Annotated in this window: 16 protein-coding genes; 13 read left to right on the top strand and 3 right to left on the bottom strand. The window is 56.2% G+C overall.

The features are described from left to right. Positions 1 to 297 precede the first annotated feature (297 nt). From ndk to NR114_RS13995, 11 genes are all read left to right on the top strand, one after another. Positions 298 to 723, top strand: a complete 426-nt coding sequence (ndk, locus tag NR114_RS14045) for a nucleoside-diphosphate kinase (protein WP_004952077.1) — start codon at positions 298 to 300, stop codon at positions 721 to 723. Positions 724 to 960: 237 nt separating this feature from the next. Beyond that, positions 961 to 2,157, top strand: coding sequence for a bifunctional tRNA (adenosine(37)-C2)-methyltransferase TrmG/ribosomal RNA large subunit methyltransferase RlmN (locus NR114_RS14040; RefSeq protein ID WP_020828155.1), 1,197 nt, complete (start codon positions 961 to 963; stop codon positions 2,155 to 2,157). A gap of 85 nt (positions 2,158 to 2,242) precedes the next feature. Next, complete coding sequence (pilW, locus tag NR114_RS14035; RefSeq protein ID WP_256814383.1) at positions 2,243 to 2,992, top strand: type IV pilus biogenesis/stability protein PilW; 750 nt, start codon at positions 2,243 to 2,245, stop codon at positions 2,990 to 2,992. Then, on the top strand, positions 2,982 to 3,959 hold the full coding sequence (gene rodZ, locus NR114_RS14030) for a cytoskeleton protein RodZ (protein WP_020828153.1): 978 nt from the start codon (positions 2,982 to 2,984) through the stop codon (positions 3,957 to 3,959). The genes pilW and rodZ overlap by 11 nt, the downstream gene beginning before the upstream one ends. A 47-nt stretch (positions 3,960 to 4,006) precedes the next feature. After that, entirely contained in the window at positions 4,007 to 5,128 is a 1,122-nt protein-coding gene (ispG, locus tag NR114_RS14025) for a flavodoxin-dependent (E)-4-hydroxy-3-methylbut-2-enyl-diphosphate synthase (protein ID WP_020828152.1), read from the top strand. A 138-nt stretch (positions 5,129 to 5,266) separates the two neighbouring features. Further along, positions 5,267 to 6,541 (top strand): histidine--tRNA ligase, encoded by a 1,275-nt coding sequence (gene hisS / locus NR114_RS14020; RefSeq protein WP_256814381.1) that lies wholly within the window; start codon positions 5,267 to 5,269, stop codon positions 6,539 to 6,541. A 13-nt stretch (positions 6,542 to 6,554) separates the two neighbouring features. After that, a complete protein-coding gene (locus tag NR114_RS14015; protein WP_046372904.1) occupies positions 6,555 to 7,175 on the top strand; it encodes a YfgM family protein in 621 nt (206 codons plus the stop codon). A gap of 11 nt (positions 7,176 to 7,186) precedes the next feature. Continuing rightward, positions 7,187 to 8,368, top strand: a complete 1,182-nt coding sequence (gene bamB, locus NR114_RS14010) for an outer membrane protein assembly factor BamB (RefSeq protein ID WP_046372905.1) — start codon at positions 7,187 to 7,189, stop codon at positions 8,366 to 8,368. A 254-nt stretch (positions 8,369 to 8,622) separates the two neighbouring features. Next, entirely contained in the window at positions 8,623 to 10,110 is a 1,488-nt protein-coding gene (gene der, locus NR114_RS14005; protein ID WP_020828148.1) for a ribosome biogenesis GTPase Der, read from the top strand. 99 nt (positions 10,111 to 10,209) lie between these two features. Next, complete coding sequence (locus NR114_RS14000) at positions 10,210 to 11,166, top strand: AEC family transporter (protein WP_020828147.1); 957 nt, start codon at positions 10,210 to 10,212, stop codon at positions 11,164 to 11,166. A 13-nt stretch (positions 11,167 to 11,179) separates the two neighbouring features. Further along, positions 11,180 to 11,413, top strand: coding sequence for a zinc ribbon domain-containing protein (locus tag NR114_RS13995; protein WP_256814375.1), 234 nt, complete (start codon positions 11,180 to 11,182; stop codon positions 11,411 to 11,413). A 46-nt stretch (positions 11,414 to 11,459) separates the two neighbouring features. On the opposite strand, the gene NR114_RS13990 is transcribed toward NR114_RS13995, so the two are convergent. From NR114_RS13990 to NR114_RS13980, 3 genes are all read right to left on the bottom strand, one after another. Beyond that, positions 11,460 to 11,801 carry a protealysin inhibitor emfourin gene (locus tag NR114_RS13990; protein ID WP_046372907.1) on the bottom strand — a complete coding sequence of 114 codons (342 nt, stop codon included), beginning with the start codon at positions 11,799 to 11,801 and terminating at the stop codon, positions 11,460 to 11,462. Next, entirely contained in the window at positions 11,801 to 12,826 is a 1,026-nt protein-coding gene (locus NR114_RS13985) for a M4 family metallopeptidase (protein WP_256814374.1), read from the bottom strand. The genes NR114_RS13990 and NR114_RS13985 overlap by 1 nt, the downstream gene beginning before the upstream one ends. 81 nt (positions 12,827 to 12,907) lie before the next feature. Next, the gene (locus NR114_RS13980; protein WP_020828142.1) at positions 12,908 to 13,990 is read right to left on the bottom strand and encodes a LacI family DNA-binding transcriptional regulator; all 1,083 of its coding nucleotides are present in this window, start codon (positions 13,988 to 13,990) and stop codon (positions 12,908 to 12,910) included. A gap of 365 nt (positions 13,991 to 14,355) precedes the next feature. Between NR114_RS13980 and NR114_RS13975 the strand changes: the two genes are divergently transcribed. Both NR114_RS13975 and NR114_RS13970 read left to right on the top strand, forming a co-directional pair. After that, positions 14,356 to 15,663: an MFS transporter gene (locus NR114_RS13975; RefSeq protein WP_115058263.1), complete on the top strand. Its 1,308-nt coding sequence runs from the start codon at positions 14,356 to 14,358 to the stop codon at positions 15,661 to 15,663. 11 nt (positions 15,664 to 15,674) lie between these two features. Beyond that, complete coding sequence (locus NR114_RS13970; RefSeq protein WP_256814371.1) at positions 15,675 to 18,041, top strand: TIM-barrel domain-containing protein; 2,367 nt, start codon at positions 15,675 to 15,677, stop codon at positions 18,039 to 18,041. Position 18,042 lies beyond the last annotated feature (1 nt).

Below are 18,042 nucleotides of genomic sequence, written 5' to 3'. Positions count from 1 at the left end.
TTTAAAAGAATATAGTCATAAACTCAACCCAGAGTGCCACGCACTGTGATCGGCATGGCAGTTCGTTGTGAAGCAGGGAAGGGTCGGTAACGGCAGCGCGTTTTGAGACTCGGTCCGTATGAGTTCGTACAACCTGTGCTCTGGGCCGCAAAGTGAAGAATCAGGATAATAATTTTTTAATGAAATGTTGATTTTCCCGTAGGCAAGCGTTAACGGCACACATATAATCTGCGCCACTTGAGAAGGCCGGCACCTGTTTTCAGACCGGCCTGTTTTGGAAGTTATACAGAGGCCATCATGACCGTAGAACGTACCTTTTCCATCATTAAACCAAACGCTGTAGCTAACAACGACATCGGCGCAATCTATGCTCGCTTTGAGCGTGCCGGTTTCAAAATCATCGCATCCAAAATGCTGCGTCTGACTCGCGAACAAGCCGAAGGCTTCTACGCTGAGCACAAAGGCCGCCCATTCTTCGATGGTCTGGTTGAATTCATGACCTCTGGCCCGATCGTGGTTCAGGTCCTGGAAGCGGAAAATGCAGTACAGCGCAACCGTGACATCATGGGCGCAACCAACCCAGACAACGCTCTGGCCGGCACCCTGCGTGCTGACTACGCGGACAGCTTCACTGCCAACGCCGTGCACGGTTCTGACGCAGTAGAATCTGCTCAGCGCGAAATCGCTTACTTCTTCAACGAAAGCGAAATCTGCCCGCGTTAATTGCTGTCATTTCGACGCTGAAGTATGGCATTCACTGGCTGAAACAATAAAAATGCCCTGAATGCCTTTCAGACGTGGAAAGCTACTACTAAAATTTGTACAATGCCGCGCCCCTGATGAGTCATCTTGTCAGGGGCGCGCTTTTAGCGCCGTCGCCCGATTTCTATGGGCTGAGCGACGCACTTACTTTCCACTCTTTCGCGCCATAAAGTGTAACAACGAGGCCAGAGATCAATTATGTTAGAACCCATCACGTCCGAGCACATCGTGTCTGAAAATAATTCGCTGACTACTCAATCCGTTAACGCGGAAAAACCGGCTGTGGCCAAAATTAATCTGCTGGATCTGAACCGTCAGCAAATGCGTGAGTTTTTCGCCAAAATGGGCGAGAAACCCTTTCGTGCCGATCAGGTGATGAAGTGGATGTACCACTATTGCTGCGATGATTTTGAGCAGATGACCGATATCAACAAGGTCCTGCGCAATAAATTGCAAAGCGTCGCCGAAATCCGTGCGCCAGAAGTGGCGGAAGAACAACGCTCAGCCGACGGCACCATTAAATGGGCTATCAAGGTGGGCGATCAGCAGGTCGAAACCGTGTATATCCCGGACGGCGACCGTGCGACCCTGTGTGTTTCTTCCCAGGTGGGTTGCGCGCTGGAATGCAAATTCTGTTCGACCGCTCAGCAGGGCTTTAACCGCAACCTGCGCGTGTCGGAAATCATCGGCCAGGTGTGGCGTGCGGCGAAAATCATCGGTGCACTGAAAGTCACCGGCGAGCGCCCGATCACCAACGTGGTGATGATGGGCATGGGTGAGCCCTTGCTTAACCTGACCAACGTGGTGCCGGCGATGGAAATCATGCTGGATGATTTCGGTTTTGGCTTGTCAAAACGCCGCGTGACCCTGTCGACCTCGGGCGTAGTGCCTGCGCTGGACAAGCTGGGTGATATGATCGACGTCGCGCTGGCGATCTCGCTGCATGCGCCGAACGACAAGATCCGCGATGACATCGTGCCGATCAACCGCAAATACAACATTGAGACCTTCCTGGCTGCGGTACGCCGCTATCTGGAAAAATCCAACGCCAATCAGGGCAGGGTGACGGTCGAGTACGTGATGCTGGATCATATCAACGACAGCACCGACGACGCACACCAGTTGGCGGAAGTCCTCAAGGACACGCCATGCAAGATCAACCTGATCCCATGGAACCCGTTCCCGGGCGCACCTTACGGCCGCAGCTCCAACAGCCGCGTGGATCGTTTTTCCAAAGTGTTGATGGAATACGGCTTTACGACTATTGTTCGTAAAACCCGTGGTGACGATATCGATGCCGCCTGCGGGCAACTGGCGGGTGAAGTGATCGACCGCACCAAGCGTACCCTGAAAAAGAAAATGGCCGGGGAACCTATCACCGTGCGTGCGGTCTGAATCCTATAGCATGATTTTTGTTATCTTACAGTCTGTTATGTGAAAAGACGTCAAGGTAACATCAGACAAGGAAATGAATGCAGGCATGAAGCTGATTCTGTGGGGTACGTTGCTGGCGGCCGGGTTACTGGCCGGTTGTTCCGGTTCAGCGCCGGAAGAAAAAGACGCGCTGCCTGAAGCCAGTCAGACGCGATTGCAACTGGGTCTGGAATATCTGAAGCAGGGCGATTTAAACGCCGCGCGCCAGAATCTGGAGAAAGCGGCAGACGCCGCCCCACAGGATTACCGTACCCAATTGGGTATGGCGCTCTACGAGCAGCGGATGGGCGAGAACAGCGCGGCTGAACAGCGTTATCAGCAGGCGCTCAAACTTGCGCCGAACAATGGCACAGTGCTGAATAATTACGGTGCGTTTCTTTGCAGTTTAGGGCAGTATGTACCGGCACAACAGCAGTTTAGCGCAGCAGCCGTGGCACCGGATTACGGTCAGGTTGCCGACAGCCTGGAAAACGCAGGTTACTGTTTTCTCAAAGCCGGACAAAACGACGAGGCACGTATTTTGTTAACACGTGCTTTGAAGATCGATCCGGACAAGGGCACTCCACTGTTGGTGGAGGCAGAAAAGCAATTTGGAGAAGGGAAGCGCGCACAGTCGCAACTTTTATTGGATAGTTATCAACATGTTCTGCCGGCCAGCGCCGACAGCTTATGGTTACAGATTCGTTTCGCCGCGTTAGCCGGGCGCCAAGATAGCGTGCAACGTTATGGCAAGCAGTTATCGCGAAGTTTTCCACAATCCAAACAGTACCAGCAGTTCTTAGCTAATGAATACTGAAGCCTCCCAAGATAAAACCGTATCAATGACGACAGGCGAACGTCTGCGTCAGGCCCGTGAACAACTCGGGTTGAGTCAACAGGCTGTTGCAGAACGCCTGTGCCTCAAAATGTCTACCGTGCGCGATATTGAAGAAGACAATCTGTCCGCAGATCTGGCTTCAACCTTCGTACGTGGTTATATCCGTTCCTATGCCAAGCTGGTGCGTTTGCCAGAGGATGAGCTGCTGCCGATGCTGGCCAAGCAGGCACCGTTGAAGGTCGCGAAAGTGGCTCCGATGCAAAGCTTCTCTCTGGGCAAGCGCCGTAAAAAACGCGACGGCTGGCTGATGAGCTTCACCTGGTTGATCGTTTTCGTGGTGGTCGGCTTGACCGGTGCCTGGTGGTGGCAAAATCACAAGGCCCAACAGGAAGAGATCGCCACGATGGCCGATCAATCTTCTGCCCAGCTTTCACAAAACAATGAAGGCCAATCTGTACCGTTGACCGACAGCAATGCCGACAACAGCGCACCTTTGGCTGACAATGGCTCCACACCGGTTGACACCGGTGCGGGCGCAGCAGCACAGCAATCACAGACTCCGGCCGTGACCGGCAGTGCAACCGCGCAGCAGCCTGCGGTGGTTTCACCAAGCCAAACCACGTTGCCTGAGACAACGCCTGCGGCGCCAACCGCACCGTTGCCGACGGCAGATGCGGGCGTAGCTGCACCGGCGGTTGATCCTAACGCGCTGGTGATGAACTTCACCGCCGACTGCTGGTTGCAGGTGACTGACGCCAGCGGCAAAACGTTGTACAGCGGTAGCCAGAAGAACGGCGGTAAGCTGAGCCTGGCGGGCACCGCGCCTTATAAACTGACCATTGGCGCACCGGCCGCAGTACAGATTCAATATCAAGGTAAGCCGGTTGATTTAAGCCGGTTTGTTAAGTCAAACCGTGTTGCTCGTCTGACCGTTGCCGCGCAGTAATTGCGCGGCCATTGTCGTTAAGTCAGAGCAACAATGGAGAGTAAGTAATGCATAACCAATCGCCCATCATCCGTCGAAAATCAACGCGAATTTACGTCGGCAATGTGCCTATTGGTGATGGTGCGCCGATTGCTGTGCAGTCGATGACTAACACCCGTACTACCGATGTCGAAGCCACGGTCAATCAGATTAAAGCGCTGGAGCGCGTGGGCGTCGATATCGTCCGCGTTTCAGTCCCCACCATGGATGCCGCCGAGGCATTCAAGCTGATCAAGCAACAGGTCAACGTGCCGCTGGTCGCCGATATCCACTTCGATTACCGCATTGCGCTGCAGGTGGCTGAATACGGCGTAGACTGCCTGCGTATCAACCCGGGCAATATCGGTAACGAGTCGCGTATCCGTTCAGTTGTGGACTGCGCACGCGATAAAAACATCCCAATCCGTATCGGGGTAAACGGCGGCTCGCTGGAGAAAGACATCCAGGAAAAGTACGGTGAACCTACGCCGGAAGCCCTGCTTGAATCCGCCATGCGCCACGTTGATATCCTCGATCGCCTCAACTTCGACCAGTTCAAGGTCAGCGTCAAGGCTTCCGATGTGTTCCTGGCGGTGCAATCCTACCGGCTGCTGGCGGCGCGTATCGATCAGCCGCTGCATCTCGGCATTACCGAAGCCGGTGGCGCACGCAGTGGTTCGGTGAAGTCGGCGATTGGCCTGGGTCTGCTGCTGTCGGAAGGCATTGGCGATACCCTGCGTATCTCGCTGGCGGCCGATCCGGTGGAAGAGGTCAAGGTCGGTTTCGACATTCTGAAGTCGCTGCGTATCCGCGCTCGCGGCATTAACTTCATCGCGTGCCCGACCTGTTCACGTCAGGAGTTTGACGTTATCGGTACGGTGAACGCGCTGGAACAGCGCCTGGAAGATATCATCACGCCGATGGACATTTCGATTATCGGCTGCGTGGTCAATGGGCCGGGCGAAGCGCTGGTGTCCACGCTGGGCGTTACCGGCGGCCATAAAAAGAGCGGCTTCTACGAAGACGGCGTGCGCCAGAAAGATCGTTTCGACAACGAGCAGATGATTGACCAGCTGGAAGCCAAAATTCGCGCCAAGGCGTCGATGATGGATGAGAGCAATCGCATCTCGGTCAACCTGCTGGAAAAATAAGCATTATACCGATGCGGCGGGCTTTTTAGCCCGCTTGTTTATGAACCCGGGAGCAGAACTCTGCATTCGCGTTGAATACGGGACGGCAAAGTCCCTATAATCGGGTTCATTTTTATAGACAACGGACAGAGAACTCACGTGGCAAAGAACATTCAAGCCATTCGCGGCATGAACGACTACCTGCCGGAAGAAACGGCATTATGGCAGCGTATTGAAGGCATCCTCAAGCAGGTGCTGAGCGGCTACGGTTACAGCGAAATCCGCTTGCCGATTGTAGAGCAGACCCCGTTATTCAAACGCGCGATCGGCGAAGTGACCGACGTCGTAGAAAAAGAGATGTATACCTTCGACGATCGCAATGGCGAAAGCCTGACGCTGCGTCCGGAAGGGACCGCTGGTTGCGTTCGCGCCGGCATCGAACATGGTCTGCTGTACAATCAGGAGCAGCGTCTTTGGTACGTCGGTCCGATGTTCCGCTACGAGCGTCCGCAAAAAGGCCGCTACCGTCAATTCCACCAACTGGGTGCCGAGGTGTTTGGCCTGCAGGGTCCGGATATCGACGCCGAGCTGATCCTGCTGAGCGCCCGCTGGTGGAAAGCGCTGGGCATCGCTGATCACGTTAAGCTGGAGCTGAACTCCATCGGCTCACTGGAAGCTCGCGCCAATTACCGTGATGCTTTGGTGGCGTTCCTGGAACAGCATCAAGACAAGCTGGACGAAGATTGCAAACGCCGCATGTACAGCAATCCGCTGCGCGTGCTGGACTCCAAAAACCCGGAAGTGCAAGCGTTGTTGAACGATGCGCCGCGCCTGTCCGAGTATCTGGATGAAGAATCCAAAGCCCACTTCGAAGGTCTGTGTGAACTTTTGGCCCAGGCAGGTATCCCATATACCATCAATGAACGCCTGGTACGCGGTCTGGACTATTACAACCGTACGGTATTCGAATGGGTGACCACCAGTCTGGGCGCTCAGGGGACGGTGTGCGCCGGTGGCCGTTATGACGGTCTGGTCGAGCAACTGGGCGGGCGTGCAACGCCGGCAGTCGGTTTCGCGATGGGCCTGGAGCGTTTGGTGTTGCTGGTTCAGGCGGTCAACCCAGAGTTTAAAGCTCCGGCGACCATTGACGTGTACGTGATCTCTTCCGGTGCCGGTACGCAGAGCACGGCGATGCAGTTGGCTGAACGTGTTCGCGATGCCGCGCCGCAGTTGAAACTGATGACCAACTACGGCGGCGGTAACTTTAAGAAGCAGATCACCCGTGCGGATAAATGGGGCGCGCGCGTTGCCTTGATCCTGGGCGAGAACGAAGTCGCAGCCGAGCAGGTGGTCGTCAAGGACCTGCGCAGTGGTGAACAAGAAACGCTGGCGCAGAGCGAAGTCGCTGTGCGTCTGGCTTTGATGTTAGGTTAAGGAGAAGGACACCGTGGAAGTCTATACCACTGAAAACGAACAAGTCGACGCCGTGCGTCGGTTCTTTGCCGAAAACGGCAAAGCGCTGGCAGTGGGCGTGGTGCTCGGAATTGGTGCCCTGGTCGGCTGGCGTTACTGGCAGAGCCACGAGAACTCCAACATGATGATTGCGTCCCAATCTTATCAGGAAGCCAGCGATCGTCTGGCGGTCGGTAAACCGGACGACGTGGCCGCTGCGGAGAAGTTCGCCCAGGCCAACAGCAACAGCTACGGCGTGCTGGCCTCGCTGGAACTGGCGAAGCATTTTGTTGAGCAGAACGACTTTGCCAAAGCGGACCAACAGCTGGTGCTGGCTCAGGGCCAGACCAAAGATGAAAACCTGCTTTCGATGATTAACCTGCGTCTGGCCCGTGTGCAGTTGCAGGAGAAAAAGCTGGATGAAGCGCTGAAAACGCTGGATGGCGTGAAAGGCGAAGGCTGGGCGGCGATGGCGCAGGATACGCGCGGCGACGTGCTGTTGGCCAAAGGCGACACCAAAGGTGCGCGCGAGGCGTACAGCAAAGGCATTGAGTCTAACGCTTCTCAGGCGCTGCAGGTTCTGCTGCGCATGAAATTGAATAACTTGTCCAGCTAAGGGGAATTCCCATGCAATTGCGTAAAACACTCTTGGTCGGACTGGTTTCCGTTGCCTTGTTGAGTGGTTGCTCACTGTTCAACAGTGAAGAAGACGTGGTTACCATGTCGCCGCTGCCGAAAGTTGAAAATCAGTTCACGCCAAGTAAGGCGTGGAGTACCTCGGTCGGCGACGGCGTCGGTGAGTTCTATTCTCACCTGCGTCCTGCTTTCCAGGACAACACCATTTATGCTGCCGATCGCCACGGTCTCGTGAAAGCGATGGATGCCGACAGCGGTAACGAAAAGTGGAAGGTTGATCTCTCCGAGAAGACCGGCTTCTTCTCCAGCAACCTGCCGGCGCTGCTGTCGGGCGGTATGGCTGTTGCGGGCGACAAAGTTTATGTCGGCAGCGAGAAAGCCGTTGTTTACGCTCTGAACACCGCTGACGGTAAGGTAGCCTGGCAGACCAAGGTGGCCGGTGAAGCGATTTCGCGTCCGGTGATCAGCGACGGCATGGTACTGATCCATACCTCCAACGGTCAATTGCAGGCGCTAAATGAATCTGATGGCGCAGTGAAGTGGACGGTTAACCTGGATATGCCTTCACTGTCGTTGCGCGGCGAGTCTGCTCCGGCCGTTGCCTTTGGCGCAGCCATTGTCGGCGGTGATAACGGCCGCGTCAGTGCCGTGCTGATGCAGCAAGGTCAGTTGATCTGGCAGCAGCGTATTTCCCAGCCGAGCGGCGCGACCGAAATCGATCGTCTGAACGATGTCGACACTACGCCGGTGATTGTTGAAGGCGTTGTCTACGCATTAGGTTACAATGGCAACCTGACGGCGCTGGATCTGCGTTCCGGCCAGATCTTGTGGAAGCGTGAACTGGGCTCGGTAAACGACTTTATCGTTGATGCAGGCCGCATTTACCTGGTCGATCAGAACGATCGCGTGGTCGCGCTGAGTACTGAAGGTGGCGTCACCGTATGGACGCAGAGCGAGCTGTTGCACCGCAACCTGACCCCGCCAGTGATGTATAATGGTTACCTGGTGACCGGTGACTCCGAAGGTTACCTGCACTGGATTAACACCACGGACGGCCGTTTTGTTGCCCAGCAGGAAGTGGATAGCTCCGGCTTCCTGTCTGCGCCGATGGTAGCCGGCGATAAGCTGGTCATCCAGGCGAAGGGCGGAAAAGTTTACGCTTTCACCCGCTAACGCCGCTCGTCGTGACCCTTCTTGCACCCGAAAGCTTTCGGGTTGCAGCCAGGCGGCAAGCGCATGAGTCCTCGGGAGCTTAGTGAACTAAGTGACCGGGGCGAAGGTGCGTAGACAACGCCGCTGTGGCGCGAAAGATGAAGGGGAAAACGGCTCCTGAGTGTTCAGGGGCCGTTTCGTATTTTATAAGCTGCACTTCTGGTGTCTATCCATAGTGCAGTAACGCATTGATTATTAAGTAATGAGGCTTCACAATGATACCTGTCGTCGCGCTAGTTGGGCGCCCGAATGTGGGTAAATCCACCTTGTTTAACCGTTTAACACATACGCGCGATGCGCTGGTGGCGGATTTCCCCGGGCTAACGCGAGACCGCAAGTATGGTCGTGCAGAAGTTGAGGGCAATGAATTCATCATCGTCGATACCGGGGGTATTGACGGTACCGAAGATGGCGTTGAAACCCGCATGGCTGGCCAGTCGCTATTGGCGATCGAAGAAGCAGACATCGTGCTGTTTATGGTCGATGCCCGCGCCGGTCTGATGCCTGCCGATCAGGGCATCGCCCAGCATCTGCGCAACCGCCAGAAAGCCACCTTCCTGGTCGCCAACAAAACCGACGGCATGGATCCAGACATGGCCACCGCCGATTTCTACTCGCTGGGGCTGGGTGACGTGCATGCGATTGCCGCTTCCCACGGTCGTGGCGTGGCGCAGCTGATCGAACACGTGCTGGTGCCGTTTGTCGGTGAAAAACCGGAAGAAGTCGAGCTGACCGAAGAAGAGGCTAACGCTGCTTATTGGGCCGAGCAAGAAGGTGAACTGCCTGAAGACGAGGAAGAAGAGCCGGAAGACGACTTCAACCCGCAAGATTTGCCGATCAAGCTGGCAATCGTTGGCCGTCCTAACGTTGGTAAGTCCACACTGACTAACCGTATCCTCGGCGAGGAGCGTGTGGTGGTGTACGACATGCCGGGCACCACCCGTGACAGCATTTATATCCCGATGGTCCGCGACGAGCGCGAATACGTGCTGATCGACACCGCCGGGGTGCGTAAACGCGGCAAGGTAACGGAAACCGTAGAGAAATTCTCGGTAATCAAAACCCTGCAGGCGATCGAAGACGCAAACGTTGTGCTGCTGGTCGTCGATGCGCGCGAAGGCATTTCCGATCAGGATCTCTCGCTGCTCGGCTTCATCCTCAATAGTGGGCGCTCACTGGTGATTGCGGTCAACAAGTGGGATGGCATGAGCGAAGAAGATCGTGAGCACGTCAAAGAGATGCTCGATCTACGCCTGGGCTTTGTCGACTTCGCCCGTGTGCACTTTATTTCCGCTTTGCACGGCAGCGGCGTGGGTAACCTGTTCGAATCGGTACAGGAAGCTTACGAGTGCGCGACGCGTCGCGTGAACACCTCGATGCTGACCAAAATCATGCAGATGGCTGCCGATGACCACCAGCCACCGTTGGTGCGTGGCCGCCGCGTGAAGCTGAAATACGCGCACGCCGGTGGGTACAACCCGCCGATTGTGGTGATCCACGGCAACCAGGTAACCGATCTGGCCGACTCGTACAAACGCTATCTGATGAACTACTTCCGTCGTTCTCTGAAGGTGATGGGTACGCCAATTCGCATCCAGTTCAAAGAGGGTGAAAACCCGTTCGCCGGCAAGCGCAACCTGCTGACGCCGAACCAGATGCGTAAACGTAAACGCCTGATGAGCCACCTGAAGAAAAGCAAATAATCAGTACAAGGGGCGCGGTAACCATACCGCGCCCCTTTTTTATTGCGCCGAAATCGTTTTATTATCTGAAGATTACCGCCGTCAGCTTGAAGGAACACCATGTCCTGGGAAACCTGGAGTTTTGCGTTCAGCGTCACCGTACCCAATCTGTTAATGATGTTGCTGGGCGTGCTGCTACGCCACTGGCGGATGATGGATGACCGCTTTATTGATGGCGCCACGCGGTTGGTGTTCAATCTGGCGCTGCCTTGCTTGCTGTTCTTCAGCATTGCCACCAATCATCCGCAACTGCTGGGTAACCTGTCGCTGGTGATCTACGGTGCGGTCGGCACCGTCGCCACTTTCCTGTTGCTGGAGATAGCCGCCGTCTGGCTGGTGAAAGAACCGCGTGAGCGCGGCGTCTTTGTTCAGGGTGGTTTCCGTGCCAATACCGCCATCGTCGGCCTGGCTTATGCCATGACCGCTTATGGCAGCGAAGGGGTTGCGCTGGGGTCGTTATACCTGACGGTCACGGTGATCCTGTTTAACGTACTGTCGGTGGTGACCCTGACCCGCAGCCTGCAGGGCGGAGAGGGTAAGAAGATCAGCCGGCTGTCGCTGTTGCGCAGTATCGTCACTAACCCGCTGATTATCGGCCTGGTGTGTGGGTTGCTGTTCGCCCAGACCGGGCTGGAAATCCCACAGGTTATCCGGCAAACCGGCAGCTATATCTCAGGGTTATCGTTGCCACTGGCGCTGCTGTGCACCGGTGCCAGCCTGGATTTGCGCGCCATGTTCCGCTCGTCTAATGTGGCGGCGCTGTCCTCCAGCGCTAAACTGTTTCTGGTGCCGATATTGATGACGTTGGGTGGCTGGCTATGCGGTTTCCAGGGCGCGGCATTGGGGATTATCTTCCTGTTCTCGGCCACGCCAACCGCCTCCGGCAGTTATGTCATGACGCGCGCCATGGGCGGCAATGCCACGCTGGCGGCGAACATTATCGCCATCACCACCGTCGGGTCGTTTTTCACCACCGCGCTGGGGATCTATTTCTTACGCTCATGGGGCGTAATTTAACTCGGGAGAGTCTATGGAAGCGCTATGTCCGCAATGTCACCAGGCAATGCAGCGGGTGAAGGGTCACTATCATTGCGAAGCCTGTCACCGCGATTATCGCCAGTTGGCCGAGTGTCCGGAATGCCGGCAGCAGCTGCAAGAATTGAAGGCCTGCGGCGCGGTAGATTATCTGTGCCAAAATGGCCATGGGCTGATATCGAAAAAGCGCGTGTTGTTCAGCTATACACCTTGGGTAGAGGGCGAATAAATTCGCCCCGATTAACTCGCCGTTGCGTCCCTAACTTTAGAACCGTTCACTCATCGACCTGACCGGTTTTCCAAAGGTCGATCAATGCCTGCGGGGCGCTGGTTTCCGGTATCAGCAGCACGATTTCACTACTCAATGTTTGGCTGTAATAGCTGATTTGCACGCGGAAGTAGCGCTGGTCGCCGCAGCCGGGAGAACCTGGCTGCCCCTCCTCTTGCGCGTAGGGCAGCGTCTGGTTCAACAGTTGATTCAGACGTTGCCGCTGTTCCGGCGTAATATCGGCAAGCGCAATGCGCCGCTGGCCAGCCAGTTTGGGAATAAAGGCGAAGCCGCCTTCACGTGCCAGCTCAATGACCGTGTCCTGATTGAGCGTCGGCAAGGGTTTCATTATTCCACCCCCACCTGATGCCAGGCCTGCTGCACCTTATCCGCCACGTCACCGTCGAAACGTTGTTGCGCATGTTTTACCGTAGTGCGGGCAAAGGTAGCGAAGTCGGCGTCCTGCGGCAGCGTCTTGTCGCAAAGCGTGTCGTACCAAATATAGCCCGCTTTTTCCCAGGCAAAACCCCCCAGTGCTTTAGCTGCCAGATAGAAAGCGCGGTTGGGGATGCCGGAGTTAAGGTGTACGCCGCCGTTATCCTCTTTGGTCTGAATATAGTCCTTCATGCTGGTCGGTTGTGGGTCTTTCCCCAGCAGCGGATCGTCGTAAGCCGTACCGGGGGCCGACATGGAACGCAGGCCCTTGCCGTTGATGCCTTTCGCCAGCAGTCCCTCGCCAATTAGCCAGTCGGCTTTATCCGCGGTCTGTTTGAGGTGGAATTGTTTAACCAGAGAACCAAACACGTCGGACAGCGACTCATTCAGCGCACCAGCCTGCTGGAAGTAAATTAACCCTGCTTCGCTTTCGGTAACGCCATGCGCCAGTTCATGGCCAACCACGTCGATGGCGATGGTAAAACGGTTAAAGATTTCGCCGTCACCGTCGCCGAAGACCATCTGCTGGCCGTTCCAAAAGGCGTTTTGGTATTCCTTGCCGTAATGTACGCTGCCGGTCAGCGGCAGACCGCGATTGTCCAGAGAATTACGTTTGAATGCCTGCCAGAAGAAATCGTAGGTCACGCCGAGGTAGTCGTAAGCTTCATCTACTGCGACGTCGTGGTTACTGGGTTGGCCCTCATTACGCACCTGTTTTCCGGGCAGTTGGGTACCGTTTTCGGCGTCGTAAATATCGCGAATAACCTGGCCGGCGCTGGCGGTTTTCGCGCCGGGCGCACGCAACGGCTTGTTACCGAGCAGGCTCTGGACGTGGTTCAGGGTATGCAATGCGCAGTCGCGCTGCGGTAGGCTGCCGTGTTCAATGATTCGGCGCAGCATATAAGGGGGAATGACTGAACGTGCTGTCAGGGTCGGCATAGTGGCTCTCCTTAGGCAAAAAATTTAGCCCTCATCTTTAAGCTATCGGGTATTTATAAATATTCTGCCACTAAGTGTAGTTCAGACATCGTAAAGGCGGTGGTCATGGGTGCTGACCGCCGGGCTGGTTTTATGGGGACTGATGCGTTTGACCGAGGCGCGTACCGCCAGTTTGCCGTGCAGCAGCAGGTTACAAGGCGGTGCATCGGCGCGCAGCATGCGGCGTTGCAGCAGTTGGATCGCCTCATAACCCAGCTCGTCGCGCGGTACCTGCACCGAGGTGAGCGGCACGTCGTGAATTTCCGCCAGATTGAAGCCGTCGGTGCTCATCACCGAGATATCCCCCGGCACGCTCAGCTGCAGCTTGTTCAGCGCCTTGACCGCGCCGACCGCCATGTAGTCGCCACCGGCAAGAATGGCCGTTGGCAGCTGCGAGCGGTGGCTCACCCGGTTGATAAAGGTGGTAAGCGCCTGTTCGGCCTCTTCGCTGCCGAAGCCGGAAGTTGTCACCAGATGGCGGCCGTCGTCAAAGGCGATATTGTGCCGCGCATAGGCTTGTTTAATACCCGCCAGCCGCAGTTCCATGGTGTGGCGGCGCAGGCATTGCAGATTCAAAATATGGCTATGCCCTTGTTGCATCAGATAGTTGGCGGAGAACTCGCCAATCAGTTGGTGATCGGGTGACACGCTGTCGAGCCGCATCTGGCGGTCGGTGCAGTTAATCAGTACGCAGGGTTTATTCAGGTCGGCGGCCAACTGGTGAATGTGTTCGTCGTCGATGCCGATTATCAGCGCCGCCTGAGTTTGCGGATCGCTCATTTTTTCCAGAAACAACGCGCCGTCGCTGTGCAGTTCTTCCAGCCCACAATAGCGGATCCGCACTTCATGCTCAGCTAATGCGGCGGAGATCCCCTGGATCACTTTGTAGTAGAAGATATCGGTGCGCACATCAAAAGCGCGCTGGGGGGCGAAGACCATCACGTTATTGAGCATCAGCCTGCCGCTGGAAATGCCCTGCAGAATGCCGTTCTGTTGAGCGCAGGCCAACACCTTTTGTCGAGCTTCGACGCTGGTATTGGACTTACCGGCTAATACACGTGAAACGGTGCTGATCGACAGCCCGGTTTGCCGGGCAATTTCCTGTATTTTCAGCTTTCCGTTCATTCTGTGATCTCCTTCAAATTCGGTAATGAAAATATTTTCACGGTGTTTTTTCAGCGTACTGTCAGGCTTCTGTCGCCATTATGGCGAGCTTTTATTCTATGCATGAGAATTTTTGCAAAAAACCTCGTTTCGCTCACGCTTCCGGCTGGTTAGTCTGAATTGGTATACCAACTTTATAGATTTATCAGTCCAATTAATGGGCTGAATTATAAATAAAACGAAAATAAATCATGTGGTTGTGATCGTGATGCGTTGGTCTTTGTCAGACATAGCGCAGTTTTCCACGGCCCATACCTTCGATACCAAAACGTACCCTACCAAAAGGCGCGCTGTTGCACCGGGCAGCCGTCGTGGAGAGAAGACAGATGAGTGTTGAAATTAATCAAAGGGTCGCCGATACCGGCCGGCGCAAGTTCAAATCGCTGCGCTGGTGGATGTTGGCGCTGTTTTTACTGGGCGTAACGGTCAACTACATCACCCGTAATTCGCTGGGCATTCTGGCACCTGAACTGAAAACCAGCCTCAACATGACCACCGAGCAGTACTCCTGGGTGGTGGCGTCGTTCCAACTGGCCTATACGGTATTTCAGCCGATCTGCGGCTGGCTGATCGACGTTATTGGCCTGAAGATGGGTTTTCTGATCTGCGCCAGTATCTGGGCGGTTGTTTGCATGCTGCATGCCGGCGCGGGCAGTTGGCTTCAACTGGCTATACTGCGGTTCTTTATGGGCGGGGCGGAAGCGGCGGCCACACCGGCCAACGCCAAGGCGATTTCCGACTGGTTCCCTAAAAAGGAGCGGCCGATCGCCGCCGGTTGGGCGGGCGTCGGTTTCTCTATTGGCGCCATGCTGGCTCCGCCAATTATCGTGATTGCCCACGTTTCCTTTGGCTGGCAGGGCGCTTTTTTGTTCTCCGGCGCGCTGGCGTTGATCTGGGTAGTTTTGTGGTGGTTGTTCTATCACTCGCCGCAGCAGCACCCCAATCTGAGCCAGCAGGAGCTGGATCTGATCCGCGAAGACAATGAACCGGAACTGCCCAGATTGCCGTTTCTCAAGTCGCTGGCGATTTTGTGCCGCAACAAAAAGTTCTATGGCATCGCCATTCCGGCCTTTCTCGCCGAACCGGCCTGGGCGGTGTTCAGTTTCTGGGTGCCGCTGTACCTGGCCACCGAGCGCGGCATGGACTTAAAGCACATCGCCATGTTTGCCTGGCTGCCGTTTTTGGCGGCGGACATCGGCAGCGTCGCCAGCGGCTATCTCACCACCCTGTACCGCAAGTGGTTCGGCTGCAGCCGCGTCAACTCGGTGGTCGCCAGCTCGGTGACGGGCGCCTTTATGATGGTTTCGCTGGCGTTTGTGGCGATCACCAAAGATCCCTACGTGGCGATCGCCCTGATCTCGATCGGTGGCTTCGGGCACCAGGTGATCTCCTGCATGCTCAGCGCGCTGGTGGTGGAGTCGTTCGATAAAAACCAAATGGCGACCGTCAACGGCATGCGCGGCTCCAGCGCCTGGATCGCCAGCTTCCTGTTTACGTTGCTGATCGGTGCGGTCTCCGACACCGTCGGTTTTAACCCCTTATTCATCGCCATGGGCTTCTTCGACCTGATCGGCGCCCTGTTCCTGATTGCTTTGATCGCCGAACGCGGCGGTAAAAAAACACTCAATAGTTAAGTTGGATGCCTATGAAAACCTTAAAAAACTGGACGCTGGCAGGACAGTATGCCGATCGTATTGAACTGCTGGTCGATGAACGCCATCTGTTTTGCCTGTACGTGTTGGAAAACCACCTGTGTCGCGTGTTGATCAAGCGCAGCGGAGAGCTGGCGCTGGATCGCACCTGGAGCATTGCGCCACAGACCGACGTGCCCTGGGAAGGGCGCGACCGGCTGAGCGTCGCCGGTTTCAGCCTGCCGGGTTACCACTTGCAGCAGCATGAGGATCGACTGGTGCTGACCACCTCTGCGCTGCGCGTGACCGTGCATCAGCCGCTGTGGCTGGAATGGGAACACTGTAACGCCGCCGGTGAATGGCGTCCGCTGGCAGCCGATCGGCCCACCAGCGCCTATTTGCTTAACCCGCACGGTGACGGCGTGGCCCATTATCAACGTCGCCATGCCGCCGAGCGCTATTATGGCCTGGGCGAGAAGGCTGGTGATTTGGAGCGCAGTGGCCGCCGTTTTGAAATGCGCAATCTGGATGCAATGGGTTACAACGCCGCCAGCACTGACCCGCTGTACAAGCACATTCCTTTCACCATCACCCGTGGAGAAGAGGCCAGCTTTGGGCTGTTTTACGACAACCTGAGCAGTTGCTGGCTGGATTTGGGTAACGAGATCGACAATTACCACCTGGCCTATCGCCGCTATCAGGCCGAGGCGGGGGATTTGGATTATTACCTGTTCCTCGGGCCAAAGGTGCTGGATGTCACCAAGGCGTTTGTACGCCTGACCGGCAAGACACACTTCGGGCCCAAATGGAGCCTGGGCTACAGCGGATCCACCATGCATTACACCGACGCGCCGGATGCTCAACAGCAGCTACAGCAGTTTATTGAGCTTTGTCACCAACATGACATTCCCTGTGACTCCTTCCAGCTGTCCTCGGGTTATACCTCGATCGGCAACAAGCGTTACGTGTTCAACTGGAACTACGACAAGGTGCCGCAACCCAAGCAGCTGAGTCAGGCTTTCCACGATGCCGGATTGAAATTGGCGGCCAACATCAAGCCGTGCCTGTTGCAGGATCATCCGCAGTATCAACAGGCGGCGCAGTTAGGGCTGTTTATCCGCGATTCAGAAAGCGATAGGCCGGAGCGTTCGAGCTTTTGGGACGACGAAGGCTCACATCTGGACTTCACCAACCCGGCGGCAGTGCACTGGTGGCAGCAGGGCGTGACTCAGCAACTGCTGGAAATGGGCATCGATTCCACCTGGAATGACAATAACGAATATGAAGTGTGGGACGGCGAGGCGCGTTGCCACGGTTTTGGCCGGCCGATTGCCATCAAACATATTCGCCCGGTGATGCCGTTGCTGATGATGCGCGCCTCGATGGAGGCGCAGCAGCGCTTTGCTCCTGAGCTGCGGCCGTACCTGATTTCACGCTCCGGCTGTGCCGGTATGCAACGTTATGTGCAGACCTGGAGCGGCGATAACCGTACCAGTTGGCAAACCCTGCGTTACAACATTCGCATGGGGCTGGGCATGAGCCTGTCCGGTTTGTACAACCTCGGGCACGACGTGGGGGGGTTCTCCGGCGACAGGCCGGACGCCGAACTGCTGGTGCGTTGGGTGCAAAATGGCGTGATGCATCCGCGTTTCACCATCCACTCCTGGAACGACGACGCCACGGTTAACGAACCCTGGATGTACCCTGCGGTGACGCCGGCAGTGCGCGAGGCGATTGCTTTGCGTTATCGGCTGATGCCGTATTTCTACACCTTGCTGTGGCAGGCCAGCGTCGACGACGAACCGATGCTGCGCCCGACCTTCCTCGACCACGAGCATGATGAGCGCACGCTGAACGAAACCGATGATTTTATGATAGGTCGCGATCTGCTGGTGGCCAGCGTGGTGGAGCAGGGGCAGCGTCAGCGGCCGGTGTATCTGCCGGATAACGGCGACGGCTGGTACTGCTTCTACAGCGGCCAATGGTTCAGCGGCGGCCAGGAGGTGCTGCTGGAAGCACCGCTGGAGCGCTTGCCGCTGCTGGTACGTGCCGGTGCCGCGATACCTTTGTCGTCGCGATTGGCGCATGTTGACGTGACGGCGGACGATCGGCGCGAGCTGAAGCTGTATCCGCTCAAAGGCTGTGGCAGCGCTTCTGGGCTGTTATTCGAAGATGACGGGGAAAGTTATGGCTGGCAGCAGGGCGATGCGCTGTGGCTGCGCTGGGAGATGCTCAGCGACACTCAACGCATCATGCTGAACATCACTGCCGAAGGCCGGTTCAAACCGGCATGGCAGACGTTGGCCTGCAGTTTGCCAACTGGAGAGACGCGAGAACTGTGGATTAACGGCGTACCGGGCAGCCGTTTTACGCTGGAGTAAG

Origin of the sequence: Serratia sp. Ser99 (assembly GCF_024519545.1) — a bacterium.
GTDB lineage: Bacteria > Pseudomonadota > Gammaproteobacteria > Enterobacterales > Enterobacteriaceae > Serratia > Serratia liquefaciens.
This window is presented reverse-complemented; position numbering and strand designations above follow the sequence as displayed.